Below are 15,193 nucleotides of genomic sequence, written 5' to 3'. Positions count from 1 at the left end.
CGGCAAAGGGGAAATAGAGTGTCTAGCAAGACCATGATGAACAGGAGAACGCACATGGAACCCGGCAGCCCAGGGACAACCGTCACCCTCAAGGACGTTGCCGCAGCCAGTGGCGTCAGTATCTCCACGGCCAGCCGAGCCCTGGATGAGCGGGGCGGTGCATCAAAGTCTGCTGCGGCAGCACATGTCAGGAAGATTGCCGAGGAGATGGGCTACCGCCGCAACTCCTTCGCCTCCAACCTGCGCAGAGGCGAGACCCGGACCCTCGGCGTGCTCGTGCCGCGGCTCAGCGACACCGTCATGGCCCTCATGTTCGAGGAACTGGAGCGCGCGGCGTCGGACCGCGGCTACTTCGCCATGGTCGCCACCAGCGGTGATGACCCCGATGACGAACGCCGGGCCGCCGAAACACTCCTCGACCGCAATGTCGACGGGCTGATCCTTGCCACTGCACGAATCGACGACGAACTGCCAAGGCACCTGCGCGAGCGGGGGGTGGCGCACGCGCTGGTGCTGCGTACCGACGGGGTCAGTCCCTCCGCACTCGGCGACGATGAGATGGGCGGATACCTGGCGGTCAGGCACCTTATCGATCTCGGCCACCGTGACATCGCCGTCGTGACCGGACCTTCATTCACCTCCTCCGGAAGGGCCCGCCTCGCCGGCGCCCGCAGGGCCTTGGAACAAGCAGGTATCAAGCCCCGGAAAGACTGGCTCATCGCCGCGGGCTATGGCATTGAAAACGGGTTTTCCGCCGGAGAATCCCTGCTGGAGGGCAGCACCGGAAAACGTCCCAGTGCGATGTTCGCCGCCAACGACAACCTGGCCATGGGCATCATCGCGGCCGCCCACCGCCTCGACATCGCTGTGGGAGAAGACCTCGCCCTGGTCGGCTACAACGACATACCGCTCTCGTCCCGCCTTTCAACCCCGCTGTCTTCCGTGCGGGTGCCCCTGGACCAGATCGCCGGAAACGCCATCGACCTTATTGTGAACCCCGGCAGGGAACCTCAGATCCGCAAGTCCATGCCCACACTCATACCCCGCCAATCGAGCGGCTCACCCATACACTCCACACCCCACGTTCCCTAGGAGGCTGGAGCCTCACCGGCTCACGCTGTTCTCTTTGTTGGCTTTCGCCCGGTCAGGAGCTTATCGGTGTGCTTTCGGGGTGAACCCGGTGGCCGATGACCTGTTCGAAGCCGTAGCCGACGGCGAACATCGTGGGCTCATCATAGGGACGTGCCAGTACTTCCATCCCAACCGGCAGCCCGGAGTCGGTCAGGCCGGCAGGCACAGTCATGGAAGGCATCCACGACTGTGAGCCGATGACCGTGTTCGTCGGGAAGTTCAGCGTGTTCCACAACCCGGAATCAGTGTCCTCGTGTGTGGGCGGGGCCACCTGACAGGTCGGGTAGACCAACGTATCGAGGTCATTGGCCTCCATGAGGTTGACGATCGTCTTCATGAACGCTTCACGCGCGGTATAGGCCGTGTAGTAGTCCACATCGTTCAGCGGGTCGTCGGGCCCGGCTGCCAGCGCCTCGAGGAGGTCAAGTTTCCTGTGGTACCGGCCTGAGTCGATGATCTCGGCGACGGAGTGGGCCGGCGCGTTGGGTCTGGACCCAAGCCAGGTGTCGATGTCGTGTTTGGACTTGATTGTGTAAAGGGACGTTCGACCGATCCACCCGGACAGGTCATCAATTGTGACATCGACGAGGGTGGCGCCGCCTGCCCTCAACTCGTCAAGGGCGCCGGCCATCACATGATTCACGGGGCCAGTGTTCGGGTCATCATCAGCGCCGAATGCACTGCGCAGCACTCCGATACGGCGACCCTGCAGGGCGTTGGGAACGAGGAGATCCACGTAAGACGCGGGGGCGCGGGCGACGGAGTAGGCGTAGGTGAGCGGGTCGCTCTGATCAAAGCCGGCCATCACGGTAAATACCCGGGCAGCATCCTCCACGGACCTGGCCATCGGCCCGATAGTGTCCTGAGCGCTGACCAGCGGGTTGCATCCGGTTCGACTGATCAAACCGGGAGTTGAGCGGACCCCCACCAGATTGCAGAACGACGCGGGCAGCCGCACTGATCCTCCGCAGTCGGTGCCGAGCCCTACTGTCGCATACCCTGCCGCAATGGCGGCGCCGGTTCCGCTGCTGGATCCTCCTGGATCACGGTCAAGGTCGTAGGGGTTCTTTGTCACCCCCGTATGGGAGGAGTAGCTGAACCACGACGTGGCCCAGTCGGGCAATGTCGTTTTCGCCAAGATGATGGCCCCCGCAGCACGCAGTTTGGCGACAACTGTCGCATCTTTATCCGCGCGGTAGTCAGCGAAGATCTCCGATCCGAATGAGGTGGGCATGTCAGCCGTTTCCAGGCAGTCCTTGATGACCATAGGAATGCCATGCAGGGGCCCCACTGCCTGCCCCGTTTCCCGATAGACGGTATCCAAAGCATCAGCTTGTTCCCGGGCGGCCTGGTTCGTCATGACAACTGCATTGAGCTCGGGGCCGGCATGGTCGAAAGCCTCAATGCGGTCAAGGTAGGCGTCGACCAGCTGCCGGGCAGTGACCCGGCCTGTGAACAGTGCGGCCTGGATTCCCGCAATATCCGCGTTTTCAAGTGACGTGCCGTTGAGATCCATGAAGGGTTCTCCTCTGAGCGGGTCGGATCTTCTCCTGCCCCGACGCTAGGTCGAGCAAAAACCAGGGTCAACCGCCAGCAGGATTTATTCAAACTGCCATGGAAAAAGATCGGTTCTATAATGCCGGCCCTGATGGCGCGGGTCTCCACCGGTCATTGACTCGGTTGGTAAGTTCATCGCCATGAGAAAAGAACCGCTCGTGGGGGCGGGTGTCGGAGCCGTGATCGTGGGCTACTTCACCTCGGCCGAGCCCAACCTCTTCACCTCGGCCGAGCCCAACCTCTTCACCTCGCTGATCCTCGGGGCGGTGTTCCTCGCCCTGAGCGTTCAGCTTGCAGTCATTGCAATCGAGGAGCGCGGCGCTTGGCCTTCGCCCCGGCTTCTGGCCTGGGCCGTCACCGGGATAACGGCAGCGCAGACGGGGATGTCGTTCTGGCTGCTGTTGGTTGCTCAGCACACCTTCTCGATCGTCGGTGTCCTGTGCGGACTCTGCTTCTTGACCGTCGGCAGGGCGGCACTCCAGCGGCAGGCGCGCGTGCAGGCCAGCTAGTGCCCGGGGCCGAATGTAGTTGCGTGACGCTCCGCTCGAAAATCGGCAGGATCTCGGACGGTCAGGCCACCGAGCCGGCCCGACCGTCATCATTCACCGCCGCGGCATCCGGGCCGGCGGTCACCCCCGGTGACCCTCAGCGTCCGAGGGTGCGTCCGATCCACGAATCGCGGGCAGCCACTGCGGCGACCGACAGCAGCGCTTCGGGTGCCGCGCCATCGAAGATGTGGAAGCCACCGGCCCAGACGTGCAGCTCCGCCTGGACGCCGCCGGACCACAACCGGGAGGCGTATGCGACGTCCTCATCCCGGAACACCTCGGCCGATCCGACATCGATGAAGGCCGGCGGCAGGCCGCTCAGGTCGGTCGCCCGTGCCGGGGCGGTGTAGATGTCGACAGCGTCGGTGCCGCGGCGGTCGCCGAGCAGGGCGTTCCAACCGGTGTGGTTGCTCTCCCGGCTCCAGGACCCGGTCCGGGTGTACTGGCGGCTGGAGGCGGTGGAGTCGCGGTCGTCGATCATGGGGCTGAGCAGCATCTGGGCGATCAGGGCCGGGCCCCCGCGGTCACGGCTGAGCAGTGTTACGCCTGCGGAAAGGCCTGCACCTGCGGAGGTTCCGGCGATCAGGATGCGCTCGGGATCGATGCCGAGCTCCGGTGCGTGACCCGCCACCCACTTCAACCCTGCGTACGCGTCCTCCACGGGGCCGGGAGCGGGATTCTCCGGCGCCAGCCCGTATTCGAGGGAGACGACGACGGCGCCGTACTGGACGGCCCAATCCAGGACATGGCCGATGCCGGTGAAGCGGTTGCCGATGATCATCCCGCCGCCGTGCAGGAAGTAGATCGCCGGTGCGGCGGCGTCCTTCGTCTCAGGAGTGAAGACCGAGGCGATGAGGCTGCCGGCCGGCCCCTCGAAGGTGTGTTCTTCATGGGTGATGGCACGGGTCGATACGAGATCCTCGAGGGTCGGACCGAACGGGTTCGCCCGGAGGAAATCGATCATGTCGGCGGTGACCGTCGACGGCAGGGGACTGGCGTCGAGCAGCTCGGCCAGCTCCGGATCGTACGGCGGGCGGGTGGGGGTGGTGGTCATGGTCTTCACCGTTCTCTGGGTATCTTCGGGGGGGAATGATTCGTGCTGGTGTGACGGGTGTTCGCTTCGGTCTACCGCGCGCCGGAGACAACGATCTTGCCGCGGAGATGCCCTGACTGACTCAGGGCGAGGGCCTGGGGTACCTCTTCGAACGGGAACAGCTTTGCGATTTCGGTTTGGAATGAGCCCTGCGCAGCGAGAGCGAGTACCGGGGGAATGGTTTCGGCCGTCAGGGCTGTCGGGTCACCGCCGGCAACGATGGCGCCCTGGGCGCCTGCAGCGAAGTCGACGATTGTCACAACCCGGCTGGCAGGGATGACGCCGTCGACGCGGCTGATGAAGTTCTGGCCGGCCGTGTCGAAACCGGCACTGACGCCCTCCGGCGACGCAGCCTGGATGTCCTCAAGCATGGTGTCCCCGTACGAAACGGGCTCGGCGCCCAGCGAGCGGATGTAATCGAAGTTCGTGGGGCTGGCGGTGCCGAGCACCCGGTGGCCGTCGGCAACGAGGATCTGCACCGCTGCGCTTCCGACCGACCCGGCAGCACCGTTGACGACGACGGTCGACTTGGCTTCGGGGGAGAGGAGCATCAGCGCGCGCTGTGCGGTCTCGGCAGATGTGGCAAGGGTGGCGGCCTGCTCGACGGTCAGACCGTCGGGAATGGGGGCCAGGCGTGCGGCGCCGGTGACGGCGAACTCAGCGTATGCGCCGCTGTCGGCGAATCCAACCACCCTGTCACCCACGGTGAAGCCATCAACTCCGTCGCCGAGTTCGACGACGATTCCGGCAACGTCGGTGCCAATGACGGCGGGCAGGGGAAGAGGGATCATCTCGGCAAGGTAGCCGTTGCTGATCTTCCAATCGAGCGGGTTGATGCCGATTGCTTCGACCCGGAGCTTTACCTGGCCGGGCGATACGGAGGGCTCGTCAACCTCGGCGAGGGCGAGGGAGTCGGGGCCGTAACTATTCAGAAGATGCGCTTTCATTGGGGGTTCCTTTGATAGTCGTGGGTTTAGGGTACGAGCTTGCTGGGTGCGGTTGACTGGCTCGGAGCGAACGTTACGAGCTTCATATTCGAGATATGTTGCCGACCCCGTTTTTCTTTCATGGTGTAGAACCAGCGGGCGGCCAACAATATTCCGCCGAGGCGGTCGTGACCCCGGTCATCCCTCAAGGGCCCGAAGCGCGCGGGTCGAGAACTGGCACAGGTCCGCCTCACCGCGGCAGGGGAGCAGCGCTCAACACGGCCGGATCATCTTGCCGTAGGGTGACCGACATGGAACTCCGCCTCGAGGTCGTCCAGGTGCCCGTCTCCGACGTGGACCGGGCAAAGGCCTTCTACACCGACACCCTCGGCTTCGTTCTCGATCACGACGCCGAACACATCCCGGGCATGCGCGTCGTCCAGCTCACCCCGCCGGGGTCGTCCTGCTCGATCGTCATCGGAACCGGCATGACAGGCATGGTTCCCGGCAGCCTCGAAGGGCTCCAACTCGTGGTGCCCAACATGGAAGCGGCACGGACCGAACTGGTCCGCCGGGGCGCCCCGATCAGTGAGGCGCAGGACATGGGAGGGTTTGCCTTCGCCTTCTTCAGTGATCCGGACGGCAACCGCTGGGTCCTTCAGGAAATACCGCCCAAAGAGGCATGAACCGCCGGGCTCGACGCGGGTCACGCGAGCCTGCAGGAGCGGGTGCCTTCGTGCTGGCCTAGGCGGTGACGAGGATGGCGCCGGCGAGGGTGATCCCGCCCAGGAATACCGTCGAGATTCCCCCAAGGGCCAGGTTGCGGCCTCCGGTGCGAGCCACCTGCGGGAGATAGATTCCGGTGCCGAGGCCGAACATCGCCGCCGCCAGCAGCAGCGTCGCCGTGACCGACGCGGCCCCCAGGACGGGCTCCGGGACAACACCCGTGGAGCGCACAAGGACCAGCACCAGGAAACCGACGACGAACAGCGGTACGACCGGACCGGCCGCCCCGCGGGCCGCGCGCGGCAACTCCTTGGAGCGGTGGATGCCGAGCGAGACGAGGGCGGCAACGGGTGCCAGCAGGACCACCCTGCCGAGCTTGACGACGGTGGCCACCGCCAGGGCGGCAGCGCCGGCCGTGCTGGCCGTTGCCACCACCTGCGCCACTTCGTGGACGGCGAGACCGGACCAGATGCCGAACGTTTCCTCAGACAGGCCCAGGAGTCCGCCGACCAACGGAAGCCCAAGGATCACGGCCGACCCGTACAGGGTCACCATGGCGATGGCGCTGGCGACCTCGTCGTCGTCGGCGTTCACAATGCTTTGCATTCCAGCGATTGCCGATGCGCCGCAGATTGAAAACCCGGCCGCCATGAGGGTGGAGGCGGCCCGGCTGAGGCCGAGGCGCTCGCCGACGTACCGGGTCAGGAAAAAGCTGATGAACACGGACGCGACGATGAGGGCCAGCACAGGAAGCCCAAGGCGCAGGATTTCGGGCAGTGAAAGCTGAAGGCCAAGAATCACGACGCCCAGACGCAGGAACCGCTTGGTGGCGGTCCGGATGCCCGGCTGGATCCGGGGGTGGAAGAGGCCTGCGTTTCGGACAAGCAATCCCAGGGCGAGAGCGATGACCAGGGCGCCGATGAAGCCCTGCAGGCTTGCCAGAAACACGGCACCGGCAACGGCGGCCGCGATCACAAGGATCCCCGGAAGGTAGGCGACCGCGGCCGCTGATCGCCTGCGGGTCATTGGGCGAGGTGGAATGGTGTCGTCTCCGTCAACGCCGCACCGTGCGGGAGGTCGAACCTGCGTGGTCGGGTGCAGGTTCGGGCGCTGATTCAGGGGAACGTCCGCCAAGGCGCGCAGTGACCTTGCGGGCGGCCGCAGCGCACGATTCTCCAAGGCTTTGCAGCCGATCTGTGGAAACGCGGAAACGGGGTGCGGGTATGAGCACCGCAGCAACGACGTCGCCGCGGTGGTTATAGACGGGCGCCGCTACGCCAACTTCGTCGATTGAGGATTCACCGTAGTTGATGGCCCAGCCGCGCCGGGTGTCGTCCTTGAGCCGGAGCAGGTAGGCCTCGATGCTGCTTTCGTCGATTCCCGGATAGGCGATTGTGCCGCTGCGCAGCAGGGCCTTCACGCGTTCAACGGGTTCCGAGGCGAGGAAGACCTGCACTGAGGAACTCATGGCGTCGTTGTAACGGGCGCCCAACGGTGTTGTGTGTTTGATCTGCTGGTGACTGGGGATCTGTTCAACGCACATAGATTCCGAGCCGCTCCACACCATGAGGGCGCTGGTTTCACCGGTCTGTTCGGCGAGTTCGCGGAGAACGGGGTAGGCCACGCGCCGTTCCTCGAGTTCGGCAAGCAGGGGTCCGGCGACGGCGATCAGACCGAGGCCAAGGCGGAACCGGCGGGTGTCCGGGTCCCGTTCCACGAGGTGTTCCTGTTCGAACGTGGCAAGGATGCGGGAAACGGTGCTCTTGTGCAGGCCAACCCGGTTCGCGATCTCGGTGACGCCAAGCAGCGGCTCATCCGCGGTGAAGCTTCGCAGGACGGCGATGGCATTGACAATGACGGAGGCGCCTTTGGTATCGCCGTTTCCATTGGTTTCGGGAGCGTCTTCGAGGGTCATGGTCTTCACCATCATTCCGTATGTTGCCCGAAAAGCGGCGCCACGGTGACGTGGCGCCGCTCGACAGGCCGGTGCTTGGGCGGACTAGGCGCCCACGATGTTGTACTCGGGGCCGAAGGGGAACTTCGTGATGTTCTCCGCTCCGTTCTCGCCGACCACCAGGATGTCGTGTTCGCGGTAACCGCCGGCACCGGGCTCGCCGTCAAGGACGGTGATCATCGGTTCCATTGAGACGACCATGCCCGGTTCGAGGACGGTGTCGATGTCCTCGCGCAGTTCAAGCCCGGCTTCGCGCCCGTAGTAGTGGCTCAGGACGCCGAAGGAGTGGCCGTAGCCGAAGGTCCGGTTCGCCAGCAGCCCGTGGCCGATGTAAATCTCGTTGAGCTCGGCGGCGATGTCCTTGCAGACGGCGCCCGGCTTGATGAGCTCAAGGCCGCGCCGGTGGACCTCAACGTTGATGTTCCACAGTTCAAGGGAGCGGGCGTCCGGTTCGCCGTAGAAGAGCGTCCGCTCGAGAGCCGTGTAATAGCCGGACGTCATCGGGAAGCAGTTGAGGGAAAGGATGTCGTGTTCCTGAATCCTGCGCGTTGTTGCCCAGTTGTGGGCGCCGTCGGTGTTGATGCCCGACTGGAACCACACCCAGGTGTCGCGGATTTCGGAGTCCGGGAAGGTCCGGGCGATCTCGTGCACCATGGCCTCGGTGCCGATCAGCGCCACCTCATACTCGGTGATTCCGGCGGTGATGGCGTTGCGGATCGCTTCGCCGCCCAGGTCACCAATCCGTGCGCCGTGCTTGATGACCTCGATCTCCTCAGCGGACTTGATCATGCGCTGGCGCATGGCTGCCTGGGCCACATCAACCAGCGTGGCCGATGGGAAGGCCGCCTGGATCTTGTTGCGGTTATCAAGGGGGAGGGAGTCATCCTCGACGCCGAGCCGGCGGACGTTGATGCCCCGGGTGCGCAGAGTCTCCTGGATGGCGTGGATGTAGTTGTCCCGGCGCCAGTCCGTGTAGACGAGGTTATCGCCGAAGCTGCGCCGCCACGGCATGCCGGCGTCGATGTTGGCAGTGATGGTGACGGTGTCGTCCTTGGTCACCACCATGCCGTAGGAGCGGCCGAAGTAGGTGAAGAGGAAATCGGAATAGTACTTGATGGAGTGGTAGCTGGTCAGGACGACGGCGTCGAGGTCCTTTTCCGCCATGATGCGGCGCAGCCCGGCCAGGCGCCGTTCGAACTCGGTGTCGGAGAACGTGAGGCGGACCTTCTGCCCGTTGTTAAGGGTCTTGAGGCGGTCGAGCTTGGCGACGTCGTTGACTGCTTCGGTTTCGGTGCTGGTCATTGGAATTGGGCCTTTCGATGGGGGCGGTTCGGTGGGGGACAGGTGGAGCGCCGGTTGGGCTATTCGTGGCGCAGTGGTTCCTTGCAGGTTTCCCGGGACAGCGCGACGGCGATCAGGGAGACGACGGCGGCTGCGGCAAGGTACCAGGCCGGGGCCAGGTCGCTGCCGGTGGTCGCGATCAGCAGCGTCGCCATGAAGGGAGCGGTGCCGCCGAAGAGCGCGTTGGAGAGGTTGAAGCTGACCGCGAAGCCGCTGTAGCGGACGCGGGTGGGGAACATTTCGGCAAGGAAGCTCGGCAGTGTGCCGTCGTTAAGGGTCAGCATCGCACCGAGCAGGATCTGCACGAGGACGATGACCAGGAAGCTCCCGGTGCCCAGCAGGGCGAAGGCCGGCACGGTCAGCACGATGAAGCTGAGTGAAGCCGCAATGAGCACTTTCTTCCGGCCGTAGCGGTCGGAAAGCATGCCTGTCAGGAAGATGAAGCCGATGTAGGTGGCAAGCGCGATCGTTGTCGCGAGGAATGACTCAGTTGCTCCAAGGCCCAGTTCAGAGGAGAGGTAGGTCGGCATGTAGCTGAGGATCACGTAGAAGCCGACGGCGTTGAGCAGCACAGCTCCGACGGCCCTCAGCAGCAGGCGCCAGTGGTCGCGGAACAGGCTGAAGACCGGTGCCTTGATTGCCGCATCTTCGGCGGCAAGTTCGCGGAACACCGGGGTGTCCTCGAGCTTGGTCCGGATGTAGCGTCCGATCAGGCCCATCGGGGCGGCCAGCAGGAACGGCAGCCGCCATCCCCAGCTGTGCATGGCGTCGGAGGTGAGCAGCAGGGTCAACAACCCGGCGATCAGCGAACCGAACAGCAGGCCGGCGGCGGTGCTGGCGGGTACCACCGCGGCGTAAAGGCCGCGCTTGCTTGCCGGGGCGTACTCCACCAAAAAGGCCGATGCTCCGGCGTATTCGCCGGAGGCGGAGAAGCCCTGCGCAACCCTGAGCACCAGGAGCAGGATCGGTGCCCAGATGCCGATCGTGGCATAGCCCGGAATCAGCGCGATGCAGAAGGTTGCTCCGGACATGATCAGGATTGAAAGGGAGAGGGCTGTCCTCCGCCCGACCCTGTCGCCGATGTGCCCCCAGACGAATCCGCCGAGCGGGCGGACCAGGAACGAGATGGCGAAAAGGGCGAAGGTCAGCAGGAGTCCGGTCTGGGGGTCGGACTCGGGGAAAAAGACGGTCGCGATGGTCACGGCCAGGTAGCCGTACACCGCGTAGTCGAACCATTCGACGAAGTTGCCGATGAAACTGGCGGCGATGACCCTGCGCCGCGTCTGCGTGCTCACGCCTGAATTGTCGATTGCCGTCAGCTGGTCGCTTGAAGCCGGCGAGGAGGTTTCGTAACTCATGTATCCACCAATTAGCTAGTTGCATCTGAAACAACGCTGTTGCACCAGCGTAGGAGTGGCGTGCGCCACAGTCAAGAGGTGCAGGGCAGCAATACGCGGGAGTGGAGGGAAAATTACCTCGAAGCATGAGCTGATCGGCGGCACCCTTGGAAATCGCAACGAGTTGCACATGCAGCGACACTGTTGCACTAGGGCCTTCGGGGACAGGGAGGTTGCGGTGCGGAAGTCCTACTCAGCGCAGTGCGGCCATGCGGGCGGCAAGGTGCAGGGCCGCCAGCCGTCCGGTTTCCCGCGGGTCTCCGCCGCAGAGCTCAAAGATCCTCTGCAGCCGCTGATGCATCGACTGCCTTTCGACATGCAGGCGCCGGGCGGCCCTGGCTGTGTTGCAGCCTGAATCGAGCCAGGTCGCCAAGGTGAGGAGCAGCTGCGAATTGCGCTGGGCATCGTGGTCCAGGAGCGGTCCCAGCTGCTGACGGACGAAGCTGCCGCGGCGGCCGCTGTCAACCGACTGGACCGTGAGGCGTTCGACGGCGAAACTCTCGGCGTCCACAACTGTGCTGCCCGGCGCCGCTGCCCGGGGCGCCGACAGTGCGGCGTCGTCCGCCAGTGTCAGGCTGAGACGTGCCTCCGACAATGACCAGGGGGCCTGGGAGATCCCGGTGGCCAACGGTCCAACAGCGCCAAGCGTCCCGTCCGGGGCATCAAGCGTCCCGAGCCCGGCCAGAAGGGCCGACCGGCTCGCGACGTGGCTCCCACCGCGCAGGACCGCCAGGGCCAGAAGCTCGTCGTTGTCCACATAGCTGGCGCCCTGTTGGCCGAGCCCGGTCAGCACATGCTCCACAGCTCCCCTCAGGTGTTGCGTCTGCGGCGAGCGGATGACGACGGCCACGACCGGCGCGGCGACCGGAATGCCTGCTGCGGCAGCGAGCTGCTGAATCCGCCAGACCTGCGTGCCGGAATCGACCGCGCGAAGCAGCGCAGCACCCGACACCTCCTTCAGTCCCGGGGGCATCCGCTGCAGCAAGGCCAGCGCCAGGATGTCCACTGACCGGCGCCCGGCCACGCGCGCCAGGTTCGCGTCGGCCTCAGGGGGCGGATACAGATCAAGGCGCGCCGACGGAATCCCGCGCACGGGCACGTCAAAGGAGATCGGGCGGGCGTCCTCTCCTGTCATCCGCTCCGGGTCGGCAAAGTCGGCCCCGGCAGTGGGAGGGGCAGCGCTGGCAAGCGTCGACCCCGTTGTGGAGGTCAAAGCCACCGTGGCCCCGGTGATGCCGGCGAGGACGGCAAGAATCCGGTCGAGGCTGCCGCCGTGTGCCAGCTCGATAGCCATCGCGTGGCTGGCCTCATCGGCACGCTGCAAATTGGACACCGACTGGCTGACCAGCATCGAATTGATTGCCTGCATGACGGTGACGAAGGGCACCACCCGGCGCAGTTCGATCAACGGAAAACCCGCTGCTTCCGCCGCCGAAACCATCGATGCCGGAAGCGAAGGAAAGGCCGGGCCGGTTTCGATGGCGAGGGCTGCAACACCGCGCTCCGCCAGCTCGTGAATGTAGCTGACCCTGCGGGCCTCGGGTGCCACGGCGAGCGCCTGGGCGCCGGTCAGCAGGAGTTCCCCGCCCCCCAGGAGGGGAGCGATGTCCAACACTTCGCTGGAGTGGATCCACCGGAGCTGGGTTGTGGGGACGGCGCCGGCCCCGGCCCGGATCACCGGGTCGGCGACGATGAAACTCGGATGCTTCAGCGCATCTTCGAGGCGTATGGGCATCGACACTCCGTCGCGTCGGATGGGATTTCTGTAGACACAATGTATATGGTAGGTGTGGTGCGCGCCACATAATCTTGAGGAATCCATCCCCCTCTGGAGGCCTCAATGCACCAGCAATCCCCCCAACCTCCCGTCGTCCACACCGGCGCTGAAGACTGCGAAGCCTGGCTCCAACCCATTCCCGAATCCCAGCGGACCCGGAAAGTTTCAGGCCAGTTCTGGATCTGGGCCGGCGCCAACCTTGCCCCAATCAACTGGGTGCTCGGCGCCCTCGGCATCCACCTCGGACTGGGCTTCGCCGACACAGTCACCGTGCTTGTGCTTGGCAACCTGGTCGGGATGCTGCTGTTCGGCTGCTTCGTCCTCCTTGGCCAGAAGACCGGTGCCACGGGCATGGTCCTTGCCCGGGCCGCGTTCGGCCGGCGCGGAAACTACCTGCCGGCCGCCATCCAGGCGCTCCTGGTGATCGGCTGGTGCGCGGTTAACACCTGGATCATTTTGGACCTCGTCATGGCCCTCTTCGGCACCCTTGGATGGGTGGATCCGACCGCCAACAACTACGCGTGGAAGATCGGCGTCGCCACGGCCATCATGGCCACACAGGTCGCCATCGCCTGGTTCGGGTACAGGGCCATTGCGGCCTTTGAAAAATGGACGGTGCCTCCCACAATCATCATCCTCGCCGTCATGTCCGCCGTCGCATGGTTCGGCATCAAGATCGACTGGTCCTACGCCGGCCCGGCGGGGAACATCCTCGAAGGTTCCGAGCGGATAGCCGCAATGAGTGCTGTCATGACCGCCATCGGCATCGGCTGGGGCATCACCTGGTTCACCTACGCCGCCGACTACTCCCGCTTCGTCAGCACCGAGGTGCCCAAGCGCAAGGTGTACCTGGCATCGGTTCTCGGCCAGTTCATCCCCGTTGTCTGGCTCGGCGTACTCGGCGCGAGCCTTGCGACAAACAGCGGTGAGATCGACCCCGGGAAGCTGATTGTCCAGAACTTCGGCGTCCTCGCCCTGCCCGTGCTGCTCATGGTGCTGCACGGCCCTATCGCCACGAACATCCTGAACATCTACACCTTCTCCGTTGCCACCCAGGCACTCGACATCACCATCAGCCGCCGCAAGCTGAACCTGTTCGTCGGCGTCTTCTCCCTCGCCGCAGTGGTGTACTTCATCTTCCAGGAGGACTTCGCGGCGGTCCTCGACGCCTGGCTGATCGGTCTCGTCGCCTGGGTCGCCGCCTGGGGCGGGGTCATGCTGGTCCACTACTTCTGGATCGAAAAGCGCTGGCCCGGAAACCCCTCACGGCTGTTCGACCGCGTCGGCACCAAACGGCTTCCGGTCGTGAACTTCGCAGGCGTTTTCTCACTTCTGATCGGCATCTTCGCCACCTGGCTGTTCATGTACGGGCTGGTGCCGGCGATGCAGGGCCCCGTGGCCGTTGCCCTCGGCGGATGGGACCTGTCCTGGCTCGCCGGCGGACTGTCCAGCGCCGTCAGCTACGCGATCCTTGGCTCGCGGGTCCACCGCCGCTACCTGTCGGCGTCCGACTCCGCCCCCGACGCCGCGCCCAGCCAGGAACCGGTTATCAGCGGACCGGCAAGCGTTCCGGCTCCGGCCCTCCCGGCCGCCAGCATCTAGCCTCTAGCCCCAAGGACACCAGGACAATGAACAATCCCGCCTTCGCAGACTCTGCCCATCCCATCACCTGGCCCGAAGGGCACCGGGCCGCAGCCTCCTTCACTTTCGACGTCGACGCCGAGTCCTGCACGATCGCCCACGACCCCGCCAGCACCCGCCGGATGTCCCTGATGACGCACCAGTCCTACGGGCCCAAGGTTGCCGTGCCGCGGCTGCTCCAGATCCTCGACCGCCAGGACATTCAGGCAACATTCTTCGTTCCGGGATTTACCGCGGAATGCTACCCGGACACGGTTAAGCGCATTGTCGACGGCGGGCACGAAGTGGCCCATCACGGCTACCTGCACGAGCCGATGCAGGGCATCGACGCAGCAACCGAAGCACGCTACATCGACAGGGGGCTCGAGGCGCTGGCCAAGGCCGGAGGGGTTGAGCCGGTGGGCTACCGCGCCCCCTGGTGGGAGTTCAACTGGCACTCCGCCGCGCTGCTCGCCGACCGCGGATTCCTCTACGACTCAAGCCTGCTCGACGGCGACGCCCCCTACCGGTTCAGCGTGGCCGAGAGTGACTCCCGCGACCTCGTCGAGATCCCCGTCGACTGGGCCCTCGACGACTGGGAGCAGTACGCCTTCTACCCGGGCGTGACCGGAAGCGGCGTCATCGAAAGCCCAGCCAAGGTCCTCGAAATGTGGACCCTGGAAGCCGAAGCCCACCACTCGGCGGGAAGCTGCTTCGTTTTGACGAATCATCCGTTCATCTCGGGCCGGCCTTCCCGGGCCGTTGCCTTGGAAAAGCTGATCGAGCGGGTCAAGGCGCTCGACGGCATGTGGGTGACCACCTTGGAGCGGATCGCCGAGCACACCCGCAGCGCCGTCACCGAAATCCACAGCCACGCCCGGATTTCCGTCCCCTCCTTCCCCGACACCGATGTCCGCTTCACGCCTCCAATGGTCCGCGACACGGAGCGGACGGCGTCGTCCGGCTGACTGGGCTCCGACGGGCGGGCGGGACCGGTTAGCCCGATGTTCAGGGGGAGTCCGCACCCCATCCATCTGTTGATTCCGGTTCGTTCGCGGGCCCCAGCGACGGTGGGAGCGCAAACCCCACCGATCGAGGAGCCCCGTGAATCCACGTCTTGTCC

13 protein-coding genes are annotated in these 15,193 nt (G+C 65.1%); 5 read left to right on the top strand and 8 right to left on the bottom strand.

Annotated elements, in window-relative coordinates; all coding sequences use genetic code 11:
* Window positions 1–54: 54 nt before the first annotated feature.
* Window positions 55–1,092, top strand: a complete 1,038-nt coding sequence (locus AC4D14_RS12220) for a LacI family DNA-binding transcriptional regulator (protein ID WP_490902645.1) — start codon at window positions 55–57, stop codon at window positions 1,090–1,092.
* A gap of 52 nt (window positions 1,093–1,144) precedes the next feature.
* On the opposite strand, the gene AC4D14_RS12215 is transcribed toward AC4D14_RS12220, so the two are convergent.
* Window positions 1,145–2,647, bottom strand: coding sequence for an amidase (locus tag AC4D14_RS12215; RefSeq protein WP_490902643.1), 1,503 nt, complete (start codon window positions 2,645–2,647; stop codon window positions 1,145–1,147).
* Window positions 2,648–2,828: 181 nt separating this feature from the next.
* On the opposite strand from AC4D14_RS12215, the gene AC4D14_RS12210 reads away from it, so the two are divergent.
* A complete protein-coding gene (locus tag AC4D14_RS12210) occupies window positions 2,829–3,197 on the top strand; it encodes a hypothetical protein (RefSeq protein WP_490902639.1) in 369 nt (122 codons plus the stop codon).
* A gap of 136 nt (window positions 3,198–3,333) precedes the next feature.
* Here the strand turns inward: AC4D14_RS12210 and AC4D14_RS12205 are convergent, their stop codons facing one another.
* A complete protein-coding gene (locus AC4D14_RS12205) occupies window positions 3,334–4,290 on the bottom strand; it encodes an alpha/beta hydrolase (RefSeq protein WP_490902638.1) in 957 nt (318 codons plus the stop codon).
* Window positions 4,291–4,361: 71 nt separating this feature from the next.
* Window positions 4,362–5,276: an NADP-dependent oxidoreductase gene (locus AC4D14_RS12200; protein ID WP_490902635.1), complete on the bottom strand. Its 915-nt coding sequence runs from the start codon at window positions 5,274–5,276 to the stop codon at window positions 4,362–4,364.
* 290 nt (window positions 5,277–5,566) lie between these two features.
* On the opposite strand from AC4D14_RS12200, the gene AC4D14_RS12195 reads away from it, so the two are divergent.
* The gene (locus tag AC4D14_RS12195; protein WP_490902631.1) at window positions 5,567–5,941 is read left to right on the top strand and encodes a VOC family protein; all 375 of its coding nucleotides are present in this window, start codon (window positions 5,567–5,569) and stop codon (window positions 5,939–5,941) included.
* A 58-nt stretch (window positions 5,942–5,999) separates the two neighbouring features.
* Here the strand turns inward: AC4D14_RS12195 and AC4D14_RS12190 are convergent, their stop codons facing one another.
* The 5 genes from AC4D14_RS12190 to AC4D14_RS12170 form a co-directional block, all read right to left on the bottom strand.
* The gene (locus AC4D14_RS12190) at window positions 6,000–7,007 is read right to left on the bottom strand and encodes a YeiH family protein (protein WP_490902630.1); all 1,008 of its coding nucleotides are present in this window, start codon (window positions 7,005–7,007) and stop codon (window positions 6,000–6,002) included.
* 28 nt (window positions 7,008–7,035) lie between these two features.
* Window positions 7,036–7,908, bottom strand: a complete 873-nt coding sequence (locus AC4D14_RS12185) for an IclR family transcriptional regulator (RefSeq protein WP_490903302.1) — start codon at window positions 7,906–7,908, stop codon at window positions 7,036–7,038.
* Window positions 7,909–7,980: 72 nt separating this feature from the next.
* Entirely contained in the window at window positions 7,981–9,237 is a 1,257-nt protein-coding gene (locus AC4D14_RS12180; protein WP_490902629.1) for an aminopeptidase P family protein, read from the bottom strand.
* Between the two features lie 59 nt (window positions 9,238–9,296).
* A complete protein-coding gene (locus AC4D14_RS12175; protein WP_490902628.1) occupies window positions 9,297–10,634 on the bottom strand; it encodes an MFS transporter in 1,338 nt (445 codons plus the stop codon).
* A gap of 232 nt (window positions 10,635–10,866) precedes the next feature.
* Window positions 10,867–12,408: a PucR family transcriptional regulator gene (locus AC4D14_RS12170; protein ID WP_490902627.1), complete on the bottom strand. Its 1,542-nt coding sequence runs from the start codon at window positions 12,406–12,408 to the stop codon at window positions 10,867–10,869.
* Window positions 12,409–12,513: 105 nt separating this feature from the next.
* Between AC4D14_RS12170 and AC4D14_RS12165 the strand changes: the two genes are divergently transcribed.
* Window positions 12,514–14,052, top strand: coding sequence for a purine-cytosine permease family protein (locus AC4D14_RS12165; RefSeq protein ID WP_490902626.1), 1,539 nt, complete (start codon window positions 12,514–12,516; stop codon window positions 14,050–14,052).
* Window positions 14,053–14,078: 26 nt separating this feature from the next.
* The gene (locus AC4D14_RS12160) at window positions 14,079–15,038 is read left to right on the top strand and encodes a polysaccharide deacetylase family protein (RefSeq protein WP_490902623.1); all 960 of its coding nucleotides are present in this window, start codon (window positions 14,079–14,081) and stop codon (window positions 15,036–15,038) included.
* Window positions 15,039–15,193: the final 155 nt, after the last annotated feature.

Source organism: Arthrobacter sp. TJ-254 (genome assembly GCF_058269175.1).
This window is presented reverse-complemented; position numbering and strand designations above follow the sequence as displayed.